The organism is Stutzerimonas stutzeri, from assembly GCF_000952685.1.
Taxonomy (GTDB): Bacteria; Pseudomonadota; Gammaproteobacteria; order Pseudomonadales; family Pseudomonadaceae; genus Stutzerimonas; species Stutzerimonas stutzeri_E.
In genome coordinates, this window is the sequence record NZ_JYHV01000037.1 from 298,193 (window position 1) to 319,255 (window position 21,063).

At 62.1% G+C, this 21,063-nt stretch carries 16 protein-coding genes and 1 riboswitch; of the genes, 7 read left to right on the forward strand and 9 right to left on the reverse strand.

The genetic code is table 11. From position 1 onward, the window contains the following. Nucleotides 1-2: 2 nt before the first annotated feature. Nucleotides 3-2,132, forward strand: coding sequence for an amylo-alpha-1,6-glucosidase (locus UF78_RS20015; RefSeq protein ID WP_045163967.1), 2,130 nt, complete (start codon nt 3-5; stop codon nt 2,130-2,132). Between the two features lie 32 nt (nt 2,133-2,164). Here the strand turns inward: UF78_RS20015 and UF78_RS20020 are convergent, their stop codons facing one another. Continuing rightward, on the reverse strand, nt 2,165-2,926 hold the full coding sequence (locus tag UF78_RS20020) for an ABC transporter permease (protein ID WP_045163968.1): 762 nt from the start codon (nt 2,924-2,926) through the stop codon (nt 2,165-2,167). After that, entirely contained in the window at nt 2,923-3,852 is a 930-nt protein-coding gene (locus UF78_RS20025) for an ABC transporter ATP-binding protein (protein ID WP_045163969.1), read from the reverse strand. The genes UF78_RS20020 and UF78_RS20025 overlap by 4 nt, the downstream gene beginning before the upstream one ends. 559 nt (nt 3,853-4,411) lie before the next feature. Here UF78_RS20025 and ligB point away from each other — a divergent pair. Both ligB and UF78_RS20035 read left to right on the forward strand, forming a co-directional pair. Next, complete coding sequence (ligB, locus tag UF78_RS20030) at nt 4,412-6,082, forward strand: NAD-dependent DNA ligase LigB (protein WP_045163970.1); 1,671 nt, start codon at nt 4,412-4,414, stop codon at nt 6,080-6,082. A gap of 60 nt (nt 6,083-6,142) precedes the next feature. Then, nucleotides 6,143-6,523: a DUF1090 family protein gene (locus tag UF78_RS20035; RefSeq protein WP_045163971.1), complete on the forward strand. Its 381-nt coding sequence runs from the start codon at nt 6,143-6,145 to the stop codon at nt 6,521-6,523. 21 nt (nt 6,524-6,544) lie between these two features. On the opposite strand, the gene UF78_RS20040 is transcribed toward UF78_RS20035, so the two are convergent. After that, nucleotides 6,545-6,991 (reverse strand): c-type cytochrome, encoded by a 447-nt coding sequence (locus tag UF78_RS20040; RefSeq protein WP_045163972.1) that lies wholly within the window; start codon nt 6,989-6,991, stop codon nt 6,545-6,547. Nucleotides 6,992-7,064: 73 nt separating this feature from the next. Continuing rightward, nucleotides 7,065-7,499: a hypothetical protein gene (locus tag UF78_RS20045; protein ID WP_045163973.1), complete on the reverse strand. Its 435-nt coding sequence runs from the start codon at nt 7,497-7,499 to the stop codon at nt 7,065-7,067. 319 nt (nt 7,500-7,818) lie between these two features. Between UF78_RS20045 and UF78_RS20050 the strand changes: the two genes are divergently transcribed. From UF78_RS20050 to UF78_RS20065, 4 genes are all read left to right on the forward strand, one after another. Next, nucleotides 7,819-9,078: a cation:proton antiporter gene (locus tag UF78_RS20050; RefSeq protein ID WP_045163974.1), complete on the forward strand. Its 1,260-nt coding sequence runs from the start codon at nt 7,819-7,821 to the stop codon at nt 9,076-9,078. A gap of 86 nt (nt 9,079-9,164) precedes the next feature. Further along, nucleotides 9,165-9,316, forward strand: a riboswitch (S-adenosyl-L-homocysteine riboswitch). A gap of 23 nt (nt 9,317-9,339) precedes the next feature. Further along, nucleotides 9,340-10,749, forward strand: a complete 1,410-nt coding sequence (ahcY, locus tag UF78_RS20055; RefSeq protein WP_045163975.1) for an adenosylhomocysteinase — start codon at nt 9,340-9,342, stop codon at nt 10,747-10,749. A gap of 80 nt (nt 10,750-10,829) precedes the next feature. Next, entirely contained in the window at nt 10,830-11,681 is an 852-nt protein-coding gene (gene metF, locus UF78_RS20060) for a methylenetetrahydrofolate reductase [NAD(P)H] (protein WP_045163976.1), read from the forward strand. 243 nt (nt 11,682-11,924) lie between these two features. Next, a complete protein-coding gene (locus UF78_RS20065) occupies nt 11,925-13,739 on the forward strand; it encodes a DEAD/DEAH box helicase (RefSeq protein WP_045163977.1) in 1,815 nt (604 codons plus the stop codon). Between the two features lie 102 nt (nt 13,740-13,841). On the opposite strand, the gene adeC is transcribed toward UF78_RS20065, so the two are convergent. The 5 genes from adeC to UF78_RS20090 form a co-directional block, all read right to left on the reverse strand. Next, nucleotides 13,842-15,269, reverse strand: coding sequence for an AdeC/AdeK/OprM family multidrug efflux complex outer membrane factor (gene adeC, locus UF78_RS20070; protein WP_045163978.1), 1,428 nt, complete (start codon nt 15,267-15,269; stop codon nt 13,842-13,844). After that, entirely contained in the window at nt 15,266-18,400 is a 3,135-nt protein-coding gene (locus UF78_RS20075; protein ID WP_045163979.1) for an efflux RND transporter permease subunit, read from the reverse strand. The genes adeC and UF78_RS20075 overlap by 4 nt, the downstream gene beginning before the upstream one ends. Nucleotides 18,401-18,406: 6 nt before the next feature. After that, complete coding sequence (locus tag UF78_RS20080) at nt 18,407-19,567, reverse strand: efflux RND transporter periplasmic adaptor subunit (RefSeq protein ID WP_045163980.1); 1,161 nt, start codon at nt 19,565-19,567, stop codon at nt 18,407-18,409. A 247-nt stretch (nt 19,568-19,814) separates the two neighbouring features. Next, entirely contained in the window at nt 19,815-20,390 is a 576-nt protein-coding gene (locus tag UF78_RS20085; RefSeq protein ID WP_045163981.1) for a YceI family protein, read from the reverse strand. A 47-nt stretch (nt 20,391-20,437) separates the two neighbouring features. Further along, on the reverse strand, nt 20,438-20,992 hold the full coding sequence (locus UF78_RS20090) for a cytochrome b (protein WP_045163982.1): 555 nt from the start codon (nt 20,990-20,992) through the stop codon (nt 20,438-20,440). Nucleotides 20,993-21,063: the final 71 nt, after the last annotated feature.

Genomic DNA, 21,063 nt, shown 5'->3' on the forward strand with positions numbered 1-21,063 from the left:
CTATGAACACCACTCACGACACTCATCAGGCGTACATGCCCCGTACGCTTTACGTGCTCAAGGATGGCGACAGTTTTATGGTGGCCGACGCCTTCGGTGACGTTCAAGGGACCGACGACGGTCTGTTTCGCAACGACACTCGAGTACTGTCGCGCCTGCAGCTGCGGCTGGCTGGCCAACCCGCGTCGCTGCTGTCGGCCGCGGTCAGCCAGGACAACGTTTACTTCACTGCGCACCTGAGCAACCGCCCACTACGGCCGCTCGGAGATACCAGCACACCGCAAGGAGTGATTCATGTCGAGCGCAAGCGCTTCCTCTGGCAGGGACGCCTGTACGAACGACTCAGCCTAGCCAACTATAGCGACCAACCGACCCTGATTCCGCTCTCGCTAGGGTTCGCGGCGGACTTTCGTGACATGTTCGAAGTACGCGGACAAACCCGCGCTCAACGCGGTGAGCATCACGCTTCTGAACTCGGTGAGCGTCATGTGGCAATGCGTTATGCCGGTCTCGACAATCAACTGCGTTGCAGCGCAATCAGCTTTTCGCTGACGCCGACTCACCTCAGCGATGCCCAGGCTGATTTTCAGGTCGACCTGGACGCAGGCGAGCGCTGGGCTCTTTACCTGGAAATCGGTATCGAGCCCGCCGCGCCGGGGCCGGCGCGCTTTCGCCAGGCAGCGGCTAACGCACGCCGCAGCATGCGCCGACAGCAACAACGAGGCGCGCGCCTGTATGCATCAGGCCGCCTGTTCCAGTCCTGGCTGGACAAGTCGCGGGCTGACGTCGCCTTGCTCACTACCGATTTGCCCACCGGCCCCTATCCCTACGCCGGTATCCCCTGGTTTTCCACGCCATTCGGGCGCGACGCGATCTTCACCGCTTTGCAGACGCTGTGGCTCGATCCGGCACTGGCACGCGGCGTGCTCGCCTACCTGGCCGCGCACCAGGCCAGCGAAACCTCCCGCTTCCGCGACGCAGAGCCCGGCAAGATCATGCACGAGACGCGCAAGGGCGAGATGTCAGCGGTCAATGAGCTGCCGTTCGGTCGTTATTACGGGGGCGTCGATACGACGCCATTGTTCGTGGTGCTGGCGGGCGCCTACGCCCGGCGCAGCGGAGATCGTCAGTTCATCGACTCGATCTGGCCGGCGCTTCGCTCGGCGATCGGCTGGGTGGAACAGAACGCCGCCAATCACCCCGAGGGCTTTCTCGCCTATGCCCGCGGCGAGGCGAGCGGCCTGCTCAATCAGGGCTGGAAAGACAGTCACGATTCGGTATTCCACGCCGATGGTCGGACACCAGACGGCCCCATTGCCCTGGTCGAAGTTCAGGGCTATGCCTTCCGCGCTTATCTGACCATGGCGGAACTGGCCGGCTGGCACGGCGATGCAGACAGCGCCGCTCATTGGCGCCAGCAGGCCGAACGGCTACGCACGGCGGTGGAGCGGCAGTTCTGGCTGGACGATCAGCAGTTCTACGCTCTGGCTATCGACGGCGCCGGAGAGCCGTGTCGGATTCGCACCTCCAACGCCGGCCATCTGCTGTATTGCGGCCTGCCGGAAGCGGTACGCGGTCGAGCTCTGGCGCAGCAGCTGCTGGCAAGCGCCTTCAACTCCGGCTGGGGCATTCGTACCCTGGCGCCGGAAGCCGCACGCTTCAATCCGATGTCCTACCACAATGGGTCGATCTGGCCGCACGATGTCGCGCTGTGCGCCGCTGGGCTCGCGCAGTATGGCGAGCGGGACGGCGTGGTGCGCCTGTTGAGCGGGTTGTTCGAGGCCGCCACCCACTTCGGCATGCGCCTACCGGAACTGTTCTGCGGTTTCAGCCGCAGCCCCGGCGAAGCGCCTACAGCTTATCCGGTGGCCTGTCTGCCGCAAGCCTGGGCGGCCGGCTCGGTGTTCATGCTGTTGCAGGCCTGCCTCGGCCTGGAAGTGGACGGTCGTCGGCAGCGCATCCAAATTCGCCAACCGCGCCTGCCGGCAGGTATCGACCGCTTGCAGTTGCGGCGACTGGCGGTGGGAGAGCAGCTGATCGACCTGACCTTTCAGCGTCTGGACCGGCGCGTGGTGGCCTTCGTCGAAGCCCAGCACGGCCCGCAACCTGTCAGCGTCGACATCTGTCTGTAAACGACACCCCGCCGATGGCGGGGTGCGTGTCGTCAGTTCTTGAGCCGGTAACCCGTGCGGAATATCCACCAGATCAGCACCAGACACAGCGCCAGAAAGCCCATGGTCATACCCAGGCTGACCGCGACATTGACATCCGAGACGCCATAGAAGCTCCAGCGGAACCCGCTGATCAGGTACACCACGGGGTTGAACAACGTGACCTTCTGCCACAGCGGCGGCAGCATTTCGATGGAATAGAAGCTGCCCCCGAGAAAGGCCAGCGGCATGACGATCAGCGACGGCACGATCTGTAGCTTCTCCCAGCCGTCGGCCCAGATGCCGATGATGAAACCGAACAGGCAGAAGGTCACCGCGGTCAGCACCAGGAACAGCACCATCACCAATGGATGGGCTATTTCGTAATCGACGAACAACCTCGCGGTGAGCAGGATCACCAGGCCGAGTATGATCGACTTGGTCGCCGCCGCGCCGACATAGCCGATGACGATCTCCAGGTAAGACACCGGCGCCGACAGCACCTCGTAGATAGTGCCGGAGTAGCGCGGCATGTAGATGCCGAACGAGGCGTTGGAGATGCTCTCGGTCAGCAGCGCCATCATGATCAGACCCGGGATGATGAACGCGCCGTACGGGATGCCATGCATCGCCTCCATGCGCGAGCCGATGGCCGAACCGAACACCACGAAGTACAGCGAAGTGGATATCACAGGCGTGGCGATGCTCTGCAAAAGCGTGCGCCAGGTGCGCGCCAGTTCGAACAGGTAGATGGCGCGGATTGCGTAGAAATTCATGTGCGGCTGCCTTTTACCAGACTGACGAAGATTTCCTCCAGCGAACTCTCACTCGATTGCAGATCCTTGAAATCGATGCCGTGCGCGGCGAGGCGCCTGAGCAAGTCGGCGATGCCGGTATCCTCGTGCTGGGTGTCGAAGGTGAACACCAGTTGGTTGCCCGAATCGACCAGCTCCAGCGGGTAATCGGCCAGCTCGGCCGGTATCTCTGCCAGCGGGCGCTGCAGGTGCAACGTCAGCTGCTTCTTGCCGAGCTTGTGCATCAGCACCTGCTTGTCCTCGACCAGAATGATCTCGCCCTTGCTGATCACCCCGATGCGGTCGGCCATCTCCTCGGCTTCTTCGATGTAGTGAGTGGTGAGGATGATGGTCACGCCGCGCTCACGCAGGCCGCGGACCATCTCCCACATGTCCCGGCGCAACTCGACGTCGACGCCGGCCGTCGGTTCGTCGAGGAACAGAATGCTCGGTTCGTGGGACAGCGCCTTGGCGATCATCACCCGGCGCTTCATCCCACCGGAGAGCTCGATGATCCGCGCGCTCTTCTTGTCCCACAGCGACAGATCGCGCAGCAGTTTTTCTAGATAGGCATCGTCGGGCGCCTTGCCGAACAGCCCGCGGGAAAAGCGCACCGTGGCCCAGACGCTCTCGAAGCCCTCGTTGACCAGCTCCTGAGGCACCAGACCGATCTTCGAACGGGCCTCGCGGTAATCGCCGATGATGTCATAACCGTCCACCAGCACCCGGCCGCCGCCCGGATTGACGATGCCGCAGACGATGCTGATCAGCGTGGTCTTGCCCGCGCCGTTGGGGCCGAGCAAGGCGAAGATTTCACCTTTGCGTATCTGCAGATCAATCGTTTTCAGCGCCGGATGGCCGGACGCATAGGTCTTGCTCAGCTGTTCGATGGAGATCACGGGCTGCACTAATGAATCACTCCGCAAAGATTGGCTGACGATTGTACGACGCAGGTGGTTAGCTCACTAATCGATGCCGTTGATAACGATCATGCCCACTGCCGCATCGTAGGCGCATGCTCGAACTTATGCTGTCGTTAAAAGGAGGGGCACCGCATATACAACGGATCAGACCGGCCTTCGTCACGCAATTTATCGATATTGGCTCAATACGACGGACGTCACCACCGGCCATTGCTCCCGATTCTGGCCGCTGCGCGCGGACATGGTTCACTTCAGCGGCCTGCTCTCCATCGCCGCGATGAGCGCAGTCTCTACCTCGCTATTCGCCCTCGCGCACTGGAGCGCCTGTTCGGCAGACTGGACAAGGCCTATCAGCTGCACGATTGGCCAGGATTTCGGCCCACAGCCAATCGGCGAACGTCGACCACCAGTTGGGATACGGTCTCGCTGGCTACGGCCTGCCTGCCGATGACTTTCATCAGGAACTGTTCAACATGCGTTAGCGCACGGTCACGTGGGGGCACGCTTGGCAAAATGCAGAGCCCCAACGAGCAAGGATGCTCCGATGCGACCCGTCATCACGCTATTGCTGTGTCTCGCCCCTGTCCTGTCCTCGGCGCAATGCCCTGACTGGTCGGCCGAACGCGCCAAATCGGAAAGCCGCGCGCTGCAGCGGCAACTCGCCGAGTGGGACGATGCCTACCACCGTCGAGGCATCACCCTGGTCGACGACGAAGTTTATGACCAGGCCGTCGCACGCCTTCAACAGTGGAATGCCTGCTTTGCGCCGGCCTCCGCCATCACCACCGATCCGCTGGCGACCGCGACGGGCGACGTGCCGCACCCGGTTGTCCAGACCGGGCTGACGAAGCTCGCCGACCGCGCAGCCGTAGCCGCCTGGATGGCCCAACGCGCCGACCTATGGGTCCAGCCGAAGGTCGACGGTGTTGCCGTGACGCTGCACTACCGAAACGGCTCGTTGATTCAGGCCATCAGCCGCGGCAACGGCAGCCGCGGTCAGGACTGGACAGCACGCGCCCGTCAGCTACCGGCCATACCGCCCCGGCTGGCAATCACTGAAGACGTCGTCCTACAGGGTGAACTCTACTGGCGGCTCGACCACCACGTTCAGGCCACGGTCGGCAGCGCCGGCGCACGCGCACAGGCCGCCGGAGCGATGGCGCGCCAGATGCTCGATCAGGGGACCGCCAGACAGATCGGCCTGTTCGTCTGGGATTGGCCTAACGGCCCGTCCAATATGCAGGCTCGCCTGGACGGCCTGACAGCGATGGGCTTCGCGCAAAGCGCCGCGCTGTCCGTACCAATCGAAACGATTACCCACGCCGAGCACTGGCGTGACCACTGGTTCCATCATCCGCTACCGTTCGCTAGCGATGGCATCGTGTTGCGCCAAGGCAGGCGTCCGGACAGCGACGATTGGCAAGCCAGGCCTCCAGACTGGGCTGCTGCCTGGAAATATCCAGTTCGCACGGCGGTCGCCCGTGTACGCCAAGTGCAGTTCAGCATCGGTCGCACGGGCAAGATCACGCCGGTGCTGGAACTGGAGCCGCTACAGCTCGACGACCGACGTATCAGCCGCGTCAGCCTGGGCTCCCTGGCCCGCTGGCAGGCGGCGGATATTCGCCCCGACGATCAGGTCGCGATCGCTCTGGCCGGCCTTACCATCCCCCGGTACGACGGGGTCGTCTGGCGTGCGCAACGGCGCCAGCCGGTCGACGCCCCTGCTTCTGACGCGTACCACGCGCTCAGTTGCTGGCAGGCAAGCCCTGGCTGCGAGCAGCAATTCCTAGCGCGTCTGGTCTGGCTCAGCGGCAAGCAAGGGCTGGACCTGCCGCAGCTCGGTCCAGGCACTTGGCAGACGTTGGTGGAATCCGGTCTGGTAGTGAGTGCGCTCGACTGGCTGCAGCTCGATCAGCATCACCTCCTACCAATCCCAGGCATTGGCGAAGCCAGTGCCAGCCGCCTGGCGGCGAGTTTTCAGTTGGCGCGTGAGCGTCCCTTCAAGGCATGGCTAAAGGCGCTGGGTATCCCTCCCACCGGAGACACTCAGCTTGCCGACGACTGGAATACCCTCGCCACGACCAGCCTGGAGCAATGGCAATCCAGGCCCGGAATCGGCGCGACACGTGCCCGGCAGCTGCGCGCGTTCCTCTCGGCGCCGGAGGTTGTTCATCTCCGGCAACAGCTACACGACGCTGGGATAGTCGGCTTTTGAGGGCACTTCGCTGATTGAGTCCAGTCATATGACGTCGAGAATAAGAAAAAGGATGAAGGCATGGCCGACCGGCGAATTCTCTTCATACTGTTGCTATCAAGCCTTTGCGGCGTCCAGGCAACCTTGGCAGCACCCGAGACCAGCATCGAGTGCAGCCAGGCCCGCGAGCGCATCAGCCAGCAGATCAAGGAGGCGCGCCTGAAGGACGACACCGGCCAGCGCGCTGCATTGGAAGCGCGCCTGCATGGCCTTGCCGAGCGCTGTCGCGGGGTCGTTGCACTGCAACCCAATCACGACGAAATAGAGCGCGCAGCGCGCCTGGCGACGATGCGCGAGGCACAACTACGCGAGGCAATAAGCACCGGCGATGCGCAGGTCATCGAGAACAGCAAGCGCCGCCTGGATCAGGCGCGCCGCGCATTGGAGGCGGCCAAGCGCTGACGGCGGAGCGCGCTACCAAAGTCAGAAGTTGCGGAACTTCTTGTGGCAGGCCTCACAGGTGTCTTCGACTCGCTGGAAGGCGGGCCCGACGCTGCCAGCGGTCACCGGCCCCTGAGCCGTCGCCTCGACCAGCGCGGCGGTGTTCGCCTCCAGCTCGCGAGCCAACTGGTTGAAACGTTCCTGCTGTTGCCAGACATCATCCCGCGCCTCGCTCTGCTCTTCCTTGACCTCCGGGTAGTACTGCCAGGGCTGACGCGATAACTCGTCCAGCTTTGCCGCGCCGCTGACGAACCCCTGGGCGTCGAACGGCAACCGACCGCGCAGCATGCCGCCGAGGTCTTCCTTGGTGTCGAGCATCTGCTGATAGATCGCCTTGCGCTTGCCCAGCGGCGAATTGGGATCGATGCGGTCGCAGCCGACCAGTGCAAGGACGGCGATCAGCGAAACGCACAACGGCATCAGTTTCATGGCACAAACCACTCGGGACTACGATGGCCGGCGATTATCTACCCAGGTGACCGATTCACCAAACGCCTCGGGACTACTGCGACCATTCACCGCCTGCGCTCTCGCAGTCGATCTTGGCCTGAGCGCGATCAGTGGCCTGATAGTGGTAGGTGACGATCCGCGCCTCCTTGGGCACGGTGGTCGGCAGGGTGCCGTTATCCGCCTGGGTGCCGGTGGCGCGCTCATTGGCAAGGGTTTCAGGTGTCAGCGCCGCGGTACATACGCCGAAATGTCCGGCGGGGCAGCTGTCACGGATTTCCCGCTGGGAATTCTTGATGGCCTCGTTGTCCTGACACACCCAATCGATGGAGTTGTCGTCCAGGCCTTTGTACTCGAAGCATTTTTCTGTCACAACCGGCGGCGGAACGGCACCGGAGGTGTCGGCACTGACATAGCAGGAGTTGGCGGCAGCCGGTAGGCTGAACGCGGCGATCAGGACAAGCGGAACGGAACGGAACAAGAGGTTCATGCTGGCAGCTCCTGTGGTTTCGCCCGGCGAGATTCACCAGAGCTTCCCGTTTGACCGTACGTCCACCAGCACGTTCGGATGGATCGCCAAAGACGGGCGGAGGATAGCGGCGACTCTCACGCGCCCACGGTTCAGGATGCTCGCACCCAAAGGGCGCTGCCACACATAAGCGCGGGGATAATCTGCCGGCGGCAGGTGCCGCTCCGCCATGCCTGCCTTGCCTCGCCGTACTTGCGGCCGGTCGCAGCGCGCTGCTCGGCACCAACTGCACCGATGCCAGTCCATTGCCTAACCCACCTGCGAAAGGTATCCGGAGTTCATGCTCGAACTGTCAGCCATCTTCATCAGCCTCACGGCGCTGCTCGCCTATGTCAATTACCGTTTCATCGGTCTCCCACCGACCATCGGCGTAATGGCGACCGCGCTGTTGTTTTCGGTGCTGCTGCACGGCCTGGCGCTGCTAGGCCTGCCTTCGATCGAACAGCAGATCGAAACACTGGTCGGGCGTATCGATTTCAATCACTTGCTGATGGATGGCATGCTTTCCTTTCTGCTATTCGCTGGCGCACTGCACATCAACCTGGCCGACCTGCGTGCCCGCCGCTGGGCAATCGGCTTGCTGGCAACCGTCGGCGTGCTGTTCTCGACCGCCGTGATCGGATTCGGCACCTGGTACATTCTCGACCTATTCGAACTGCAACCGCCATTGATCTACTGTCTGCTGTTCGGTGCGCTGATCTCGCCGACCGATCCTATCGCGGTGCTCGGCATCATGCGCTCAGCGGGCGCACCAAAAGCCTTGGAGACCACCATTGTCGGCGAATCACTGTTCAACGACGGGGTCGCGGTTGTGGTGTTCACCGTGCTCCTGGGTGTGCTGGCACGAGGGGAGGCGCCGGGGGCCGGCGAGGCCGTCTGGCTGTTCTTCGAAGAGGCCGGGGGCGGCATCTTGCTCGGTGCCCTGCTCGGCGCGCTGACCTTCGCCTTACTCAAGAGCATCGATCAATACCAGGTGGAGGTGTTGCTGACCCTCGCGCTGGTGCTTGGCGGATACACCCTGGCGACCCATCTGCACGTCTCCGGCCCGATCGCCATGGTGGTGGCCGGACTGATCATCGGTAACCAGGGCCGCCGCCACGCGATGTCCGACCACACCCGGGAGAATCTGGACAATTTCTGGGAGCTGCTCGACGAGATTCTCAATGCGGTGCTGTTTGTCCTGATCGGCATGGAGTTGGTCTTGTTGCCCTTCAGCGCGCAATACCTGCTGATCGCCTTGTGCGTCACGCTGCTGATCCTCGGTACACGCTTGGCCGCGGTAGGCCCGCCTGCTCTGCTGCTGCGCAGGATGGGTCGTGCGCTACCCAACGGCACCGTTCGCATCCTCACCTGGGGTGGGCTGCGCGGCGGCATTTCGGTGGCGCTGGTCCTGGCGCTGCCCGCCAGCGAAGAGCGCAACCTGCTACTCAACATCACTTATCTGGTAGTGCTGTTCTCGATTCTGGTACAGGGGCTTAGCATCGGCCGATTGGTTCGCAATATCTGCATCGGGACAGCAGCGACAGTCGCTGACAGGTAGCACTGCGTCGGGCTTGGGATTGCGCGCGGTCACGGCTATAATCGCCGAGCTTCACACCGCCGACACCGCTCGGCCGTGCCCGCCACCTGTCCGAGGGGCGCTGCAGCAGGGCGAAAGCCTGTTTTGGATCTCGCAAGCCACGCGGCCTGTTTGTCGCGCCGCGGCAGATCCACATCAGGTTTCACCTGTCAGGCTCGGATGGGGCGTTAACCATACGCATCAACGGCGCCCATTCGCACAAAACGAATGGAGAACTCTTCAATGAGCGCTGTCATGACGCCTGCCGGTTTCAACGACTTCAAGGTCGCCGACATTTCCCTGGCCGCCTGGGGCCGTCGCGAGATCATCATCGCCGAATCGGAAATGCCCGCCCTGATGGGCCTTCGCCACAAATATGCCGGCGAGCAACCGCTCAAAGGCGCGAAAATCCTCGGCTGCATCCACATGACCATCCAGACCGCCGTGCTGATCGAGACGCTGACCGCCCTCGGCGCCGAAGTCCGCTGGTCAAGCTGCAATATTTTCTCGACTCAAGATCAGGCCGCCGCCGCCATAGCCGCTGCCGGCATTCCGGTGTTCGCCTGGAAAGGCGAAACCGAAGAAGAGTACGAGTGGTGCATCGAGCAGACCATCCTCAAGGACGGCCAGCCGTGGGACGCCAACATGATCCTGGACGATGGCGGCGACCTGACCCAGATCCTGCACGATAAGTACCCGCAGGTTCTCGAGGGCGTCCACGGCGTGACCGAGGAAACCACCACAGGCGTGCATCGCCTGCAGGACATGCTGAAGAAAGGCACCCTGAAGATCCCGGCGATCAACGTCAACGACTCGGTCACCAAGAGCAAGAACGACAACAAGTACGGTTGCCGTCACAGCCTCAACGACGCCATCAAACGCGCCACCGACCACCTGCTGTCGGGCAAGCAGGCGCTGGTGATCGGCTACGGCGATGTGGGTAAGGGCTCGGCCCAATCGCTGCGTCAGGAAGGCATGATCGTCAAGGTTTCGGAAGTCGATCCGATCTGCGCCATGCAGGCCTGCATGGACGGCTTCGAGCTGGTTTCCCCGTACAAGGGCGGCCTCAACGATGGCACCGATGCCAGCGTCGACGCGGCTCTGCTGGGCAAGATCGACCTGATCGTCACCACTACCGGCAACGCCAACGTCTGTGACGCCGGCATGCTCAAGGCGCTGAAGAAGCGCGCCGTGGTGTGCAACATCGGCCACTTCGACAACGAGATCGACACCGCCTTCATGCGCAAGAACTGGGCGTGGGAAGAGGTCAAGCCACAGGTGCACAAGATCCACCGCACCGGCCCGGACAGCTTCGACGCACAGAACGACGACTACCTCATCCTGCTGGCCGAAGGCCGTTTGGTGAACCTGGGCAATGCCACCGGTCACCCGAGCCGGATCATGGACGGCTCCTTTGCCAACCAGGTGCTGGCGCAGATCCACTTGTTCAACGAGAAGTTCGCCGATCTGCCGGTTATCGAAAAGACCAAGAACGTCACCGTGATGGTGCTGCCGAAAAAGCTCGACGAGGAAGTCGCGGCGGAAATGGTCAAGGGCTTCGGCGGCGTCATCACCCGCCTGACCCCAAGCCAGGCCGAGTACATCGGCGTGGAAGTCGAAGGCCCGTTCAAGCCGGATAGCTACCGCTACTAATCGAGGCCGCGGCTGCGCCTACTTCCCGACGAGCCTGCTCGTACGGGAGAGGGTGCGGCCGATCGCTCAAAGGAACTGTCATGTCACAACCACGTAGCCACAACTTCAGCTTCGAGTTCTTCCCGACCAAGACCGACGCCGGGCACGAAAAGCTCATAGCCACCGCCAGGCGTCTGGCCGAATACCAGCCAGATTTTTTCTCTTGCACTTATGGTGCAGGCGGCTCGACTCGCGATCGCACCCTGAACACCGTGTTGCAGCTCGACGGTGAAGTGAAGGTGCCCACCGCGCCGCACCTTTCCTGCGTCGGCGACAGCAAGCAGGAACTGCGCGAGCTGCTCAACCTGTACAAGAATGCCGGCATCAAGCGCATCGTCGCCCTGCGCGGCGATCTGCCGTCAGGCATGGGCATGGCCAGCGGCGAGCTGCGCTACGCCAATGAACTGGTGGAGTTCATTCGCAGCGAAACCGGAGACCATTTCCATATCGAGATCGCCGCCTATCCGGAAATGCATCCGCAGGCGCGAAACTTCGAGACCGACCTGGCCAACTTCGTGCGCAAGGCCAAAGCCGGCGCCGACAGCGCCATCACCCAGTATTTCTTCAATGCCGACTGCTACTTCTATTTCGTCGAGCGCGTGCGCAAGCTGGGTGTGGAGACGCCGATCGTTCCAGGCATCATGCCGATCACCAATTACAGCAAGCTGGCGCGGTTCTCCGATGCCTGCGGTGCCGAAATCCCCCGTTGGGTGCGCAAGCAGCTGGAATCGTACGGCGATGACGCCGACAGCATCCATGCCTTCGGCGAGCAGGTGATCAGCGAGATGTGCGAGAAGCTGCTGGCCGGTGGCGCACCGGGCCTGCACTTCTACACTCTGAACCAGGCCGAGCCCAGCTTGGCCATTTGGGACAACCTGAAGCTGACCCGCTGACCCGCTGACCCATCGATCCAGCTCCCTGCGAAACAGGGAGCTGGTCAATGAACCTGCGAACTGCCACACTGTCCTAGCAATGCGGTGTTAACAAGCTCTGTTATACTCCGCGCTTCCGCCAGGCTTACGCCCGGATGCCAGCATCTTCCAATGCGGCAGGACCGGACGGGATCGCACGCCAGTCGCGATTCGAGCCAGGCATGATCATCCCAGGGCAACGCCCTATACAAGACAGGATTACTCATGTCCTTTGCTTCCCTCGGTCTCTCCGAGGCTTTAGCCGGTGCCGTCGAGGCTGCCGGTTACACCCAGCCTACACCGGTGCAACAGCGGGCTATTCCCGCCGTGTTGCAAGGACGCGACCTGATGGTCGCGGCACAGACGGGAACCGGCAAGACCGGTGGCTTTGCCCTCCCCGTACTCGAAATTCTTTTCCCGGGCGGGCATCCCGATCGCGAACACCGGCACGGCCCACGCCAACCGCGCGTGCTGGTGCTGACGCCGACCCGCGAGCTCGCTGCCCAGGTTCACGACAGCTTCAAGGTCTATGCCCGCGATCTGCCGCTCAAAAGCGCGGTGATCTTCGGTGGTGTAGGCATGAACCCACAGGTGCAGGCCCTGGCCAAGGGCGTCGACATACTGGTCGCCTGCCCCGGCCGCCTGCTCGATCTGACCAACCAGAAAGCCATCGATCTTTCTCACGTGGAAATTCTGGTCCTCGACGAAGCCGACCGCATGCTCGACATGGGCTTCATCCATGACGTCAAGAAGGTCCTGGCCAAGCTGCCGACCAAGCGCCAGAACCTGCTGTTCTCGGCGACCTTTTCCAAGGACATCACCGACCTCGCCAGCAAGCTGCTGCACGAGCCGGAAAAGATTCAGGTCACCCCGCCAAACACCACGGTCGAGCGCATCGAACAGCGCGTATTCCGCCTGGCGGCCTCGCACAAGCGTGCTCTGCTGGCCCACCTGATCACTCAGGGCGCCTGGGAGCAGGTGCTGGTGTTCACCCGCACCAAGCACGGCGCCAACCGCCTCGCCGAATACCTCGACAAGCACGGCCTGCCAGCGGTCGCGATTCACGGCAACAAGAGCCAGAACGCGCGCACCAAGGCACTGGCCGACTTCAAGGCCAACCAAGTGCGGATTCTGGTCGCCACCGATATCGCTGCGCGCGGTCTGGATATCGATCAGCTACCCCATGTGGTCAACTTCGAGCTGCCCAACGTTGAGGAAGACTATGTGCACCGCATCGGCCGGACCGGTCGCGCCGGTCGCAGCGGCGAGGCGATCTCCCTGGTGGCGCCCGACGAGGAAAAACTGCTCAAGGGCATCGAGCGGATGACCAAGCAGAAGATTCCAGACGGTGACCTGATGGGCTTCGACGCCAGTACCATCGAGGCGGAAAAACCCGAAGTACGCGAGCCACGTCAACCGCGACCTGCCCGCAACAGCGAGCGCAAGCCGCGCGCTGCCAAGGCAGCGGAATCCAGCGGTGAGCCGAAAGAGCGCGAGCGCAACCGCCGCGGGCGGAACAAGCCGCGCAACGCCAAGGCCGCCACGCCTGGCTCGACGACAGCCGACACGGTCACCGCTCCGGTCAGCCGCCCACCACGCCTGCCCAGCGATCGCGATCCGGAAGTGTTTCTCGATGACGAGCTGGACAATTTCGGTAATCGCGTCGATTACGTCAGTCCTTATCAGAACAAGCAAGGCCGTGGCCGTCGCCCGGGCGCACCCGCACAGCCAGGTACGGGCCAGCCGCGTGCGGCGGCAGGCCCGCGCGGCGCTGGAGCCTCGACAGGTGGTGCCGGCCAGGGTAAAGGCAAACGGCAGGGGCAATCGCGCGGTGGTCAGCCACGCCGCAAGAACGAAGGCCGTCGGATCGACAATGACGGTGGCGCCCGCCAGGACGTCGCGGCCAAGCCGAAGGAAAAGCAGCCCGTCATCATCCACAAGGAGTCGAAGCTCGATCGGCTACCCAGCGCTGAGCAACTGGACCAGCTGCCGACGAAACCCCGCGGCGAGAAGCCAGCCTTGCTGACCCGCAATCGCTGAGCTGAAATGCGCCAATAAAAGCGCCGCCCTTCGGGGCGGCGTTTTTGTTGGTGCGTCTGCATCGCAGGAGTCGTTGTCGCGGCTGGCGCCTCTCGAAGACAATCAGCCTTCGCTGGGGATCGGCTCTGCTTGCATGTCCCAGCCACCACCCAATGCCTTGAACAGATTGACCTCGCTGATCATCTGCGCCAGGCGATCGGTGATGTATTGCTGCTGCACATCGAACAGTTGGCGCTGGGCATCCAGCAGCGTCAGATAGCTGTCCACGCCGGTTCGGTAGCGGCGTTCCGCCAAACGGAAGTAGTCTTCGCTGGTATCCAGCAGGTCGCGCTGCGCCTGTACCTGACGCGTATAGGTGGCCTGGGCAGCAAGACCATCAGCCACCTCGCGAAAGGCGGTCTGAATAGCCGTCTCGTACTGCGCCACCTGGATGTTGCGGCTGATCTCGGCGTAATCGAGGTTGGCGCGCAATTGGCCAGCATTGAAGATCGGCACGCTGATACTCGGCGAGAAATTCCAGTGACGCGAGCCACCGCCGAACAAGTCAGACAGTTCGCTGCTTGCCGTGCCCGCCGCGCCGGTCAGGCTGATACTCGGGAAAAACGCCGCTCGGGCCGCGCCGATATTCGCATTGGCCGCCCTGAGTTGGCGCTCGGCCTGAATGATGTCCGGGCGCTTGTGCAGCAGATCGGACGGCAGACCGATGGGCAACGCTGCTAACTGTTCTCGTTGTAATTCGCCAGGGACCGGCAGGTCGCTGGGGATGTTCTGTCCGAGCAGCAACGTCAGCGCGTTGCGATCCTGCGCCACCTGACGCGTGTACTGTTCGATACGGACCCGCGCGGTATCCACCGCGCTGCGTGCCTGGCTCAAGTCGAGCGCCGAAGCGACACCCACATCGAAGCTATGCTGGGTAAGACCCAAGCTCTGCTCGTAAGTCTTCAAAGTGTCGCGGCTGACCTGCAACAGAGCCTGATCGGCCTGTAACGTCAACCAGGCGTTGGCAACACTGGCGATCAGACTGATCTGCGTGCTGCGCTGCGCTGCTTCGGTGGCGAAATACTCCTGAAGCGCCTGCTCACGCAGACTGCCGAGGCGACCGAACAGATCCAGCTCCCAGGACACCCCGAGCGTCGCGCTGTATTGACTGCTGATCGCGCTCTGCCCGGTCTGGTTGAGGTCTCCTGGCGTCCGGGTGCGGCTCCCGGAACCGTCAGCGCTCACGGCTGGTAGCAGGTCGGCTCGCTGGATGCGATAAAGCGCCCGATAGGCATCGACGTTAAGCGCCGCGACACGCAGATCGCGGTTATTTTCCAATGCCACGCCAATCAGTTGCCGCAGTGCCGGGTCGCGGAAGAAGGTTTCCCAGTCCAGAGTCTGTTGCCCCTGAGACGCGCTGAAAGCACCCTCGTAGGCCTCGCCTTCCGGCCAGCTAGCCGCCATAGGAGCATCAGGGCGCTGATACTCGGGAATCAGGGAGCAACCGCTCAGCGCCGCCATCAGTGCCAGGGCCATTACCGACTTGTTCATGGGGTATCTCCCTTAGGTTCTTCAGCGACCTTTTTTCTGCGCCCACTCAGCGAAGACACCAGGACATAAAACAGCGGTACCCAGAATATTGCCAGCAACAGAGCGCTGAGCATGCCGCCGATCACACCAGTGCCGATCGCATGTTTGCTGCCCGCGCCCGCGCCGCTGGAAATCGCAAGCGGAAGCACGCCGAGCATGAACGCCAGCGAGGTCATCACGATAGGCCGCAGACGAATGCGGCAGGCTTCGATCGCCGCCTCGACCAATGTCATGCCCTGCTCGTGCAAGGTCTTGGCGAACTCGACGATCAGGATCGCGTTACGCGCCGACAAGCCAATGGTGGTCAGCAGCCCCACCTGGAAGAAAACGTCATTGGACAACCCACGCCCCATGGTAAAGGCCAGCGCGCCAACGATACCCAGCGGCACGACCAACATGACCGAGAATGGAATTGCCCAACTCTCATAGAGCGCCGCGAGCGCCAGGAATACCACCAGCAGCGACAGGGCATACAACGCCGGTGCCTGCGAACCGGACAGACGCTCCTCATAAGACTGGCCCGTCCAGGAATAGCCGATGCCGGTAGGTAATTGCTCGGCGATCCGCTCGACCGCCGCCATCGCCTCGCCGGAGCTGTAGCCCGGAGCGGCCGAGCCGAGAATCTCCATCGCCGGCACGCCATTGAAACGCGTCAGCTTGGGCGGCCCATAGGTCCATTTGCCACTGGCAAAGGCGGTGAACGGAACCATCTCGCCGGCATCGTTGCGCACATACCATTTGCCTAGATCCTCGGGGTTCATCCGCGAGGTGGGCTCACCCTGCATATAAACGCGCTTGACGCGCCCGCGGTCGATGAAGTCGTTGACGTAGCTCGAGCCCCAGGCGATCGACAGCGAGTCGTTGATCGCTGCGAGCGAAACCCCATGGGCCCGCGCCTTTTCATCGTCGATGATCAGGTGGTACTGCGGCTCGTCTCGCAGGCCGTTGAAGCGAACCCCGGTGAGCGTCGGATCCTGCCCCGCCAGTTCCATGAACTTATCACGCGCTTGGCTCAGGGCCTCGTGGCCGAGCCCGGCCTGATCCTGCAGATAGACGTCGAAACCAGTGGCATTGCCTAACTCCATCACCGCAGGCGGCGCGAAGGCGAACACCATGGCGTCGCGCAGGCTGAAGAAATAGCCCTGGGCGCGTTGGGCCAGGTCGAATACCCCCTGCCCGGATTCGGTGCGCTCTTCCCAGGGCTTGAGCATGATGAAAGCCATGCCAGAACTCTGGCCGCGACCGGCGAAGTTGAAGCCGGTAATGGTGAACACCGAACGGACCGTTTCGCTTTCCTCGTTCAGCAAGTAGTCGCGCATCTGCTCGACCACCTCTTGGGTACGGTTGGCGGTCGAACCGGCTGGCGTCTGCACCTGCGCGAACAGCACGCCCTGATCCTCCTCGGGCAGGAAAGCGGTGGGAATGCGGGTAAACATCCAGATCATCACACCCACGATCAACAGATACATCAGCAGGTAGGGCGCCTTGCGCCGGAGCACACCTGCCACACCGCGCTCGTAACCTTGGGTGCCGCGATCGAACGTGCGGTTGAACCAGCCGAAGAAACCGCGCTTGCCTTCGTGATCGCCGTCATGCGGCTTGAGGATGGTAGCGCACAGCGCCGGAGTGAAAATCAGCGCGACCAACACCGACAGCACCATGGCCGAGACGATGGTGATGGAGAACTGGCGGTAGATCACACCGGTGGAGCCGCCGAAGAAGGCCATCGGCAGGAGCACGGCTGAAAGCACCACGCCGATCCCCACCAGGGCGCCCTGGATCTGGCCCATGGATTTGCGCGTCGCCTCCCGGGCCGAGAGCCCTTCCTCGCGCATCACCCGTTCGACGTTCTCTACTACCACGATGGCATCGTCCACCAGCAGACCGATGGCCAGGATCATGGCGAACATGGTGAGCGTGTTGATGCTGTAGCCGAAGGTCAGCAGGATCGCGAAGGTACCGAGAATTACCACCGGCACGGCCAATGTCGGGATCAGCGTCGCCCGCAGATTCTGCAGGAACAGGAACATCACCAGAAAGACCAGCACGAAGGCTTCGAGCAACGTGTGCACCACGCCTTCGATCGAAGCTGAGATCACCGGTGTGGTGTCGTAGGGGTACACCACCTCGACGCCTGGCGGAAAGAAGGGTTCCAGCTCGGATATGGTCTCGCGCACCGCATTGGCGGTGTCCAATGCATTGCCACCTGCGGCAAGGCGAATGCCCAGGCCCGCAGCTGGCTGGCCGTTGTATTCGGCGCGGATTGAATAGCTTTCGGCGCCGAGCTCGACTTTAGCGACGTCGCGCAGGCGTACCTGGGAGCCGTCCGGGTTGACCTTCAACAAGATCTTCTGGAATTGCTCTGGGGTTTCCAGACGGGTCTTGCCAATGATGGTGGCGTTGAGCTGCTGGGTTTTCAGCGCCGGCAAACCGCCAAGCTGACCGGATGACACCTGGACGTTCTGCTCCTGTATCGCCGAGCGGACGTCGACAGCAGTCAGCTGGTACTGCTGCAACTTGGCCGGGTCGAGCCAGATACGCATCGCGTATTGAGCGCCGAATACCTGAAAGTCACCAACGCCCTGCGTCCGGGAAATCGGATCCTGGATGTTGGCGACGATGTAGTTGGCCAGATCGAAGTTGCTCTGCTGGCCGTCCTTGGATACCAGCGCGACCACCATCAGGAAGTTGCGCGCCGACTTGGACACACGGATGCCCTGCTGCTGCACCTGCTGCGGCAGGAGGGGAGTCGCCAGCTGCAGCTTGTTCTGCACTTGGACCTGAGCGATATCGGGGTTGGTCCCTTGCTCGAACGTCACGTTGATGGTCATGCTGCCATCGGAGTTGCTCTCCGATGAGATGTAGCGCAACCCATCGAGGCCATTGAGCTGCTGCTCGATGACCTGGACGACGGTGTCCTGGACGGTCCGCGCCGAAGCGCCCGGGTAGTTGACAGAGATCGCCACATTTGGCGGCGCGATGCTGGGATATTGATTGACCGGCAGATTGAGAATCGCCAGCGTACCGGCAAGCATCAGCACCAGGGCGATAACCCAGGCGAAGATAGGCCGATCGATAAAGAATCTGGACATGGTTGGTTATTCCCCCTGGCCGGCAGCAGGTACACCTGCCGGCCCATCAGCCTGGCCGGCCTGCTGCACGTTGCCGGCCGGGCGCGGATTGACCTCGGCACCGGGGCGGATGAACTGTAGGCCTTCGGTGATGACCCGGTCGCCAGGTTTCAAGCCGTCGCTGACCAGCCAACGATTGCCCACCGCGCGCTCCGTCTTGATCTGGCGCAGCTCAACCTTATTGTCGGGGCCTACCACCAGCGCGGTCGGCTCGCCGCGAGCGTTACGGGTAACGCCCTGCTGCGGCACCAACAAGGCCTGCTGCCGTACCCCAGCCAGCAGCCGTGCGTGGACGAACATGCCCGGCAGCAAGTTCTTGTCCGGATTCGGAAACACGGCGCGCAGCGTGACCGAACCGGTGCCCTCGTCCACAGCCACCTCGGACACTTCGAGCGTACCTTCATGTCCGTACTCGGCGCCGCCCGGCAGGATCAGTCGGGCCTTGGCGACGTTATCTCCGGCCTGCTGCAGCCGGCCACTTTCCAGGTCAGCACGCAACGCGATCAGGTCCTGCACCGGCTGGGTCACATCGACATAGATCGGATCGAACTGCTGGATGGTCGCCAGTTCCTGCGTCTGGCCGTTGCTGACCAGCGCACCCTCGGTCACCGCAGAGCGGCCGATGCGGCCGGAGATGGGAGCAAGTACCTTGGTGTAACGTAGGTCGATTTTTGCCCGTTCGAGTTCGGCTTGCGCCTGCAGCGATGCCGCACGGGCCTCGTCGTAGGCTTGCTGGCTCACCGCCTGCTCTTTGACCAGCAGTCCATAGCGATCAGACAGCGACTTGGCCGAGGCTAGCCGTGCCTCGGCGCTTTTCAGCGTGGCCTCATAAACGGACGGATCGATCTGATAGAGCTGCTGCCCCTGCTTCACCTCACTACCTTCGGTGAACAGGCGCTTCTGAATGATTCCGTTGACCTGCGGCCGAACCTCCGCCACCCGGTACGCAGTGGTGCGGCCCGGCAGTTCAGTAGTCAGAGTGAACGGCTCGGCTTCGAGCGTCACGATACCCACCTGCGGAATCTGCTGCCCAGCGGCTGGCGCCGCCTCTTCTTCCTGGCAACCGCTGAGTAGCGTCGCGGTGGCAAAAAGCGTGATCAGAGCAGCGCCGGCTGACTTGATTGACATCGGAAGCGACCTCGTTGAACAGCTAACCCGAGCAGGACAGCTCGGACAGACTCGAATGGCAGAATGCGAGGAATATACTTACATTCACCAATGTCTGTAAACAGACAATCGCGTCTCCAATGCGCTATCGCGCCAATTGACGCTATCGATTCGGCACATCATGCAAATGCCTGAACCCGCCCGTAGTCACGTTGCAAAAAAGCAGAACGCCGGCTTTGCGCCGGCGTCTGATGGAGCGTTTTTCCGATTACTGCCGGACACCCTCTACCGAGATGATAAGGTCCACTGTCTGGGAGGCTGGGCCCAGGTCCATCTTAATATCGAAATCCTTGAGCTTGAGCGTGGTAGTGCCTTCGAAGCCGGCGCGATAGCCACCCCACGGATCCTTACCCTCGCCGATGAACTTGGCGGCAATTACCACTGGCTTGGTCACGCCATTGAGCGTCAGGTTGCCAGTGATGTCTGCGGTGCCCTCGCCGGTGGGCTTGACCGATGTCGACTCGAAGGTCGCGCTTGGATGTTCAGACACGTTGAGGAAATCTTCGCTGCGCAAATGCTTGTCGCGCTCGGCATGGTTGGTATCGACACTCGCCGTATCCAGACTGACCTTGACCTTGCTGGCCTCAGGCTTGTCGGCGTCGAAACTGAAGCCACCATCGAATTCCTTGAAGCTGCCCCAAAGCCAGCTGTAGCCGAGATGGCTGATCTTGAAATTGACGAAAGCGTGCTGTCCTTTGGTATCGATCACATAATCAGCGGCGGTCGCCTGGCCAGCGAGAATCATCGAGCTCAGGGCAAGTGCGGTGAGGGTTTTTTTCAACATTGGGTCGCTCCTTTCTAAAAATGGTTTAAAGGTGGTCTAACGAGACCTCAGGCATCGGCGCGGCCGAGCATGCGATCAAGCGTCGAATCGCGGTCGATAAAGTGATGTTTCAGTGCCGCCAACGCGTGCAGCCCGGACAGGATCACCAAAGCCCAGGCGAGGTACTGGTGCACCAGGCCGGCCACGTCCTCCTGGTTAGGAATCGAGGTGACCAGCGCCGGGACCTCGAACCAGCCGAACACCTCGATCCCGCGGCCGTCTGCGGTGGAGATCAGGTAACCGGAAATCATTACTGCGAACAGGCCGAGATACAGGAGGCCATGCCCCACCTTGGTCGCTCGGTGCACCAGCGAGGAATGGCCAGGCACCGGGCCCGGCCCCCGACTGCTGAACCGCCAGATGACTCTGAAGATCATCAGCGCCAGCAGCACGAGGCCAACGCTTTTATGGATATCAGGGGCGGTGCGATACCAGTTGCTGTAGTAGTTCAGACCGACCATCCAGTAACCCAGCGCAAACAAGCCGAACACCGCCGCCGCCATAAGCCAATGCATGACGATGCTCACCAGTCCGTAGTTATTGGGCGAATTGCGCCATTGCATGGTTGCGTCTCGATAGAAGAACAGGAGGATTAGCCTAACGGCTTATAGATCGAAATGAATCGCATTTTTTC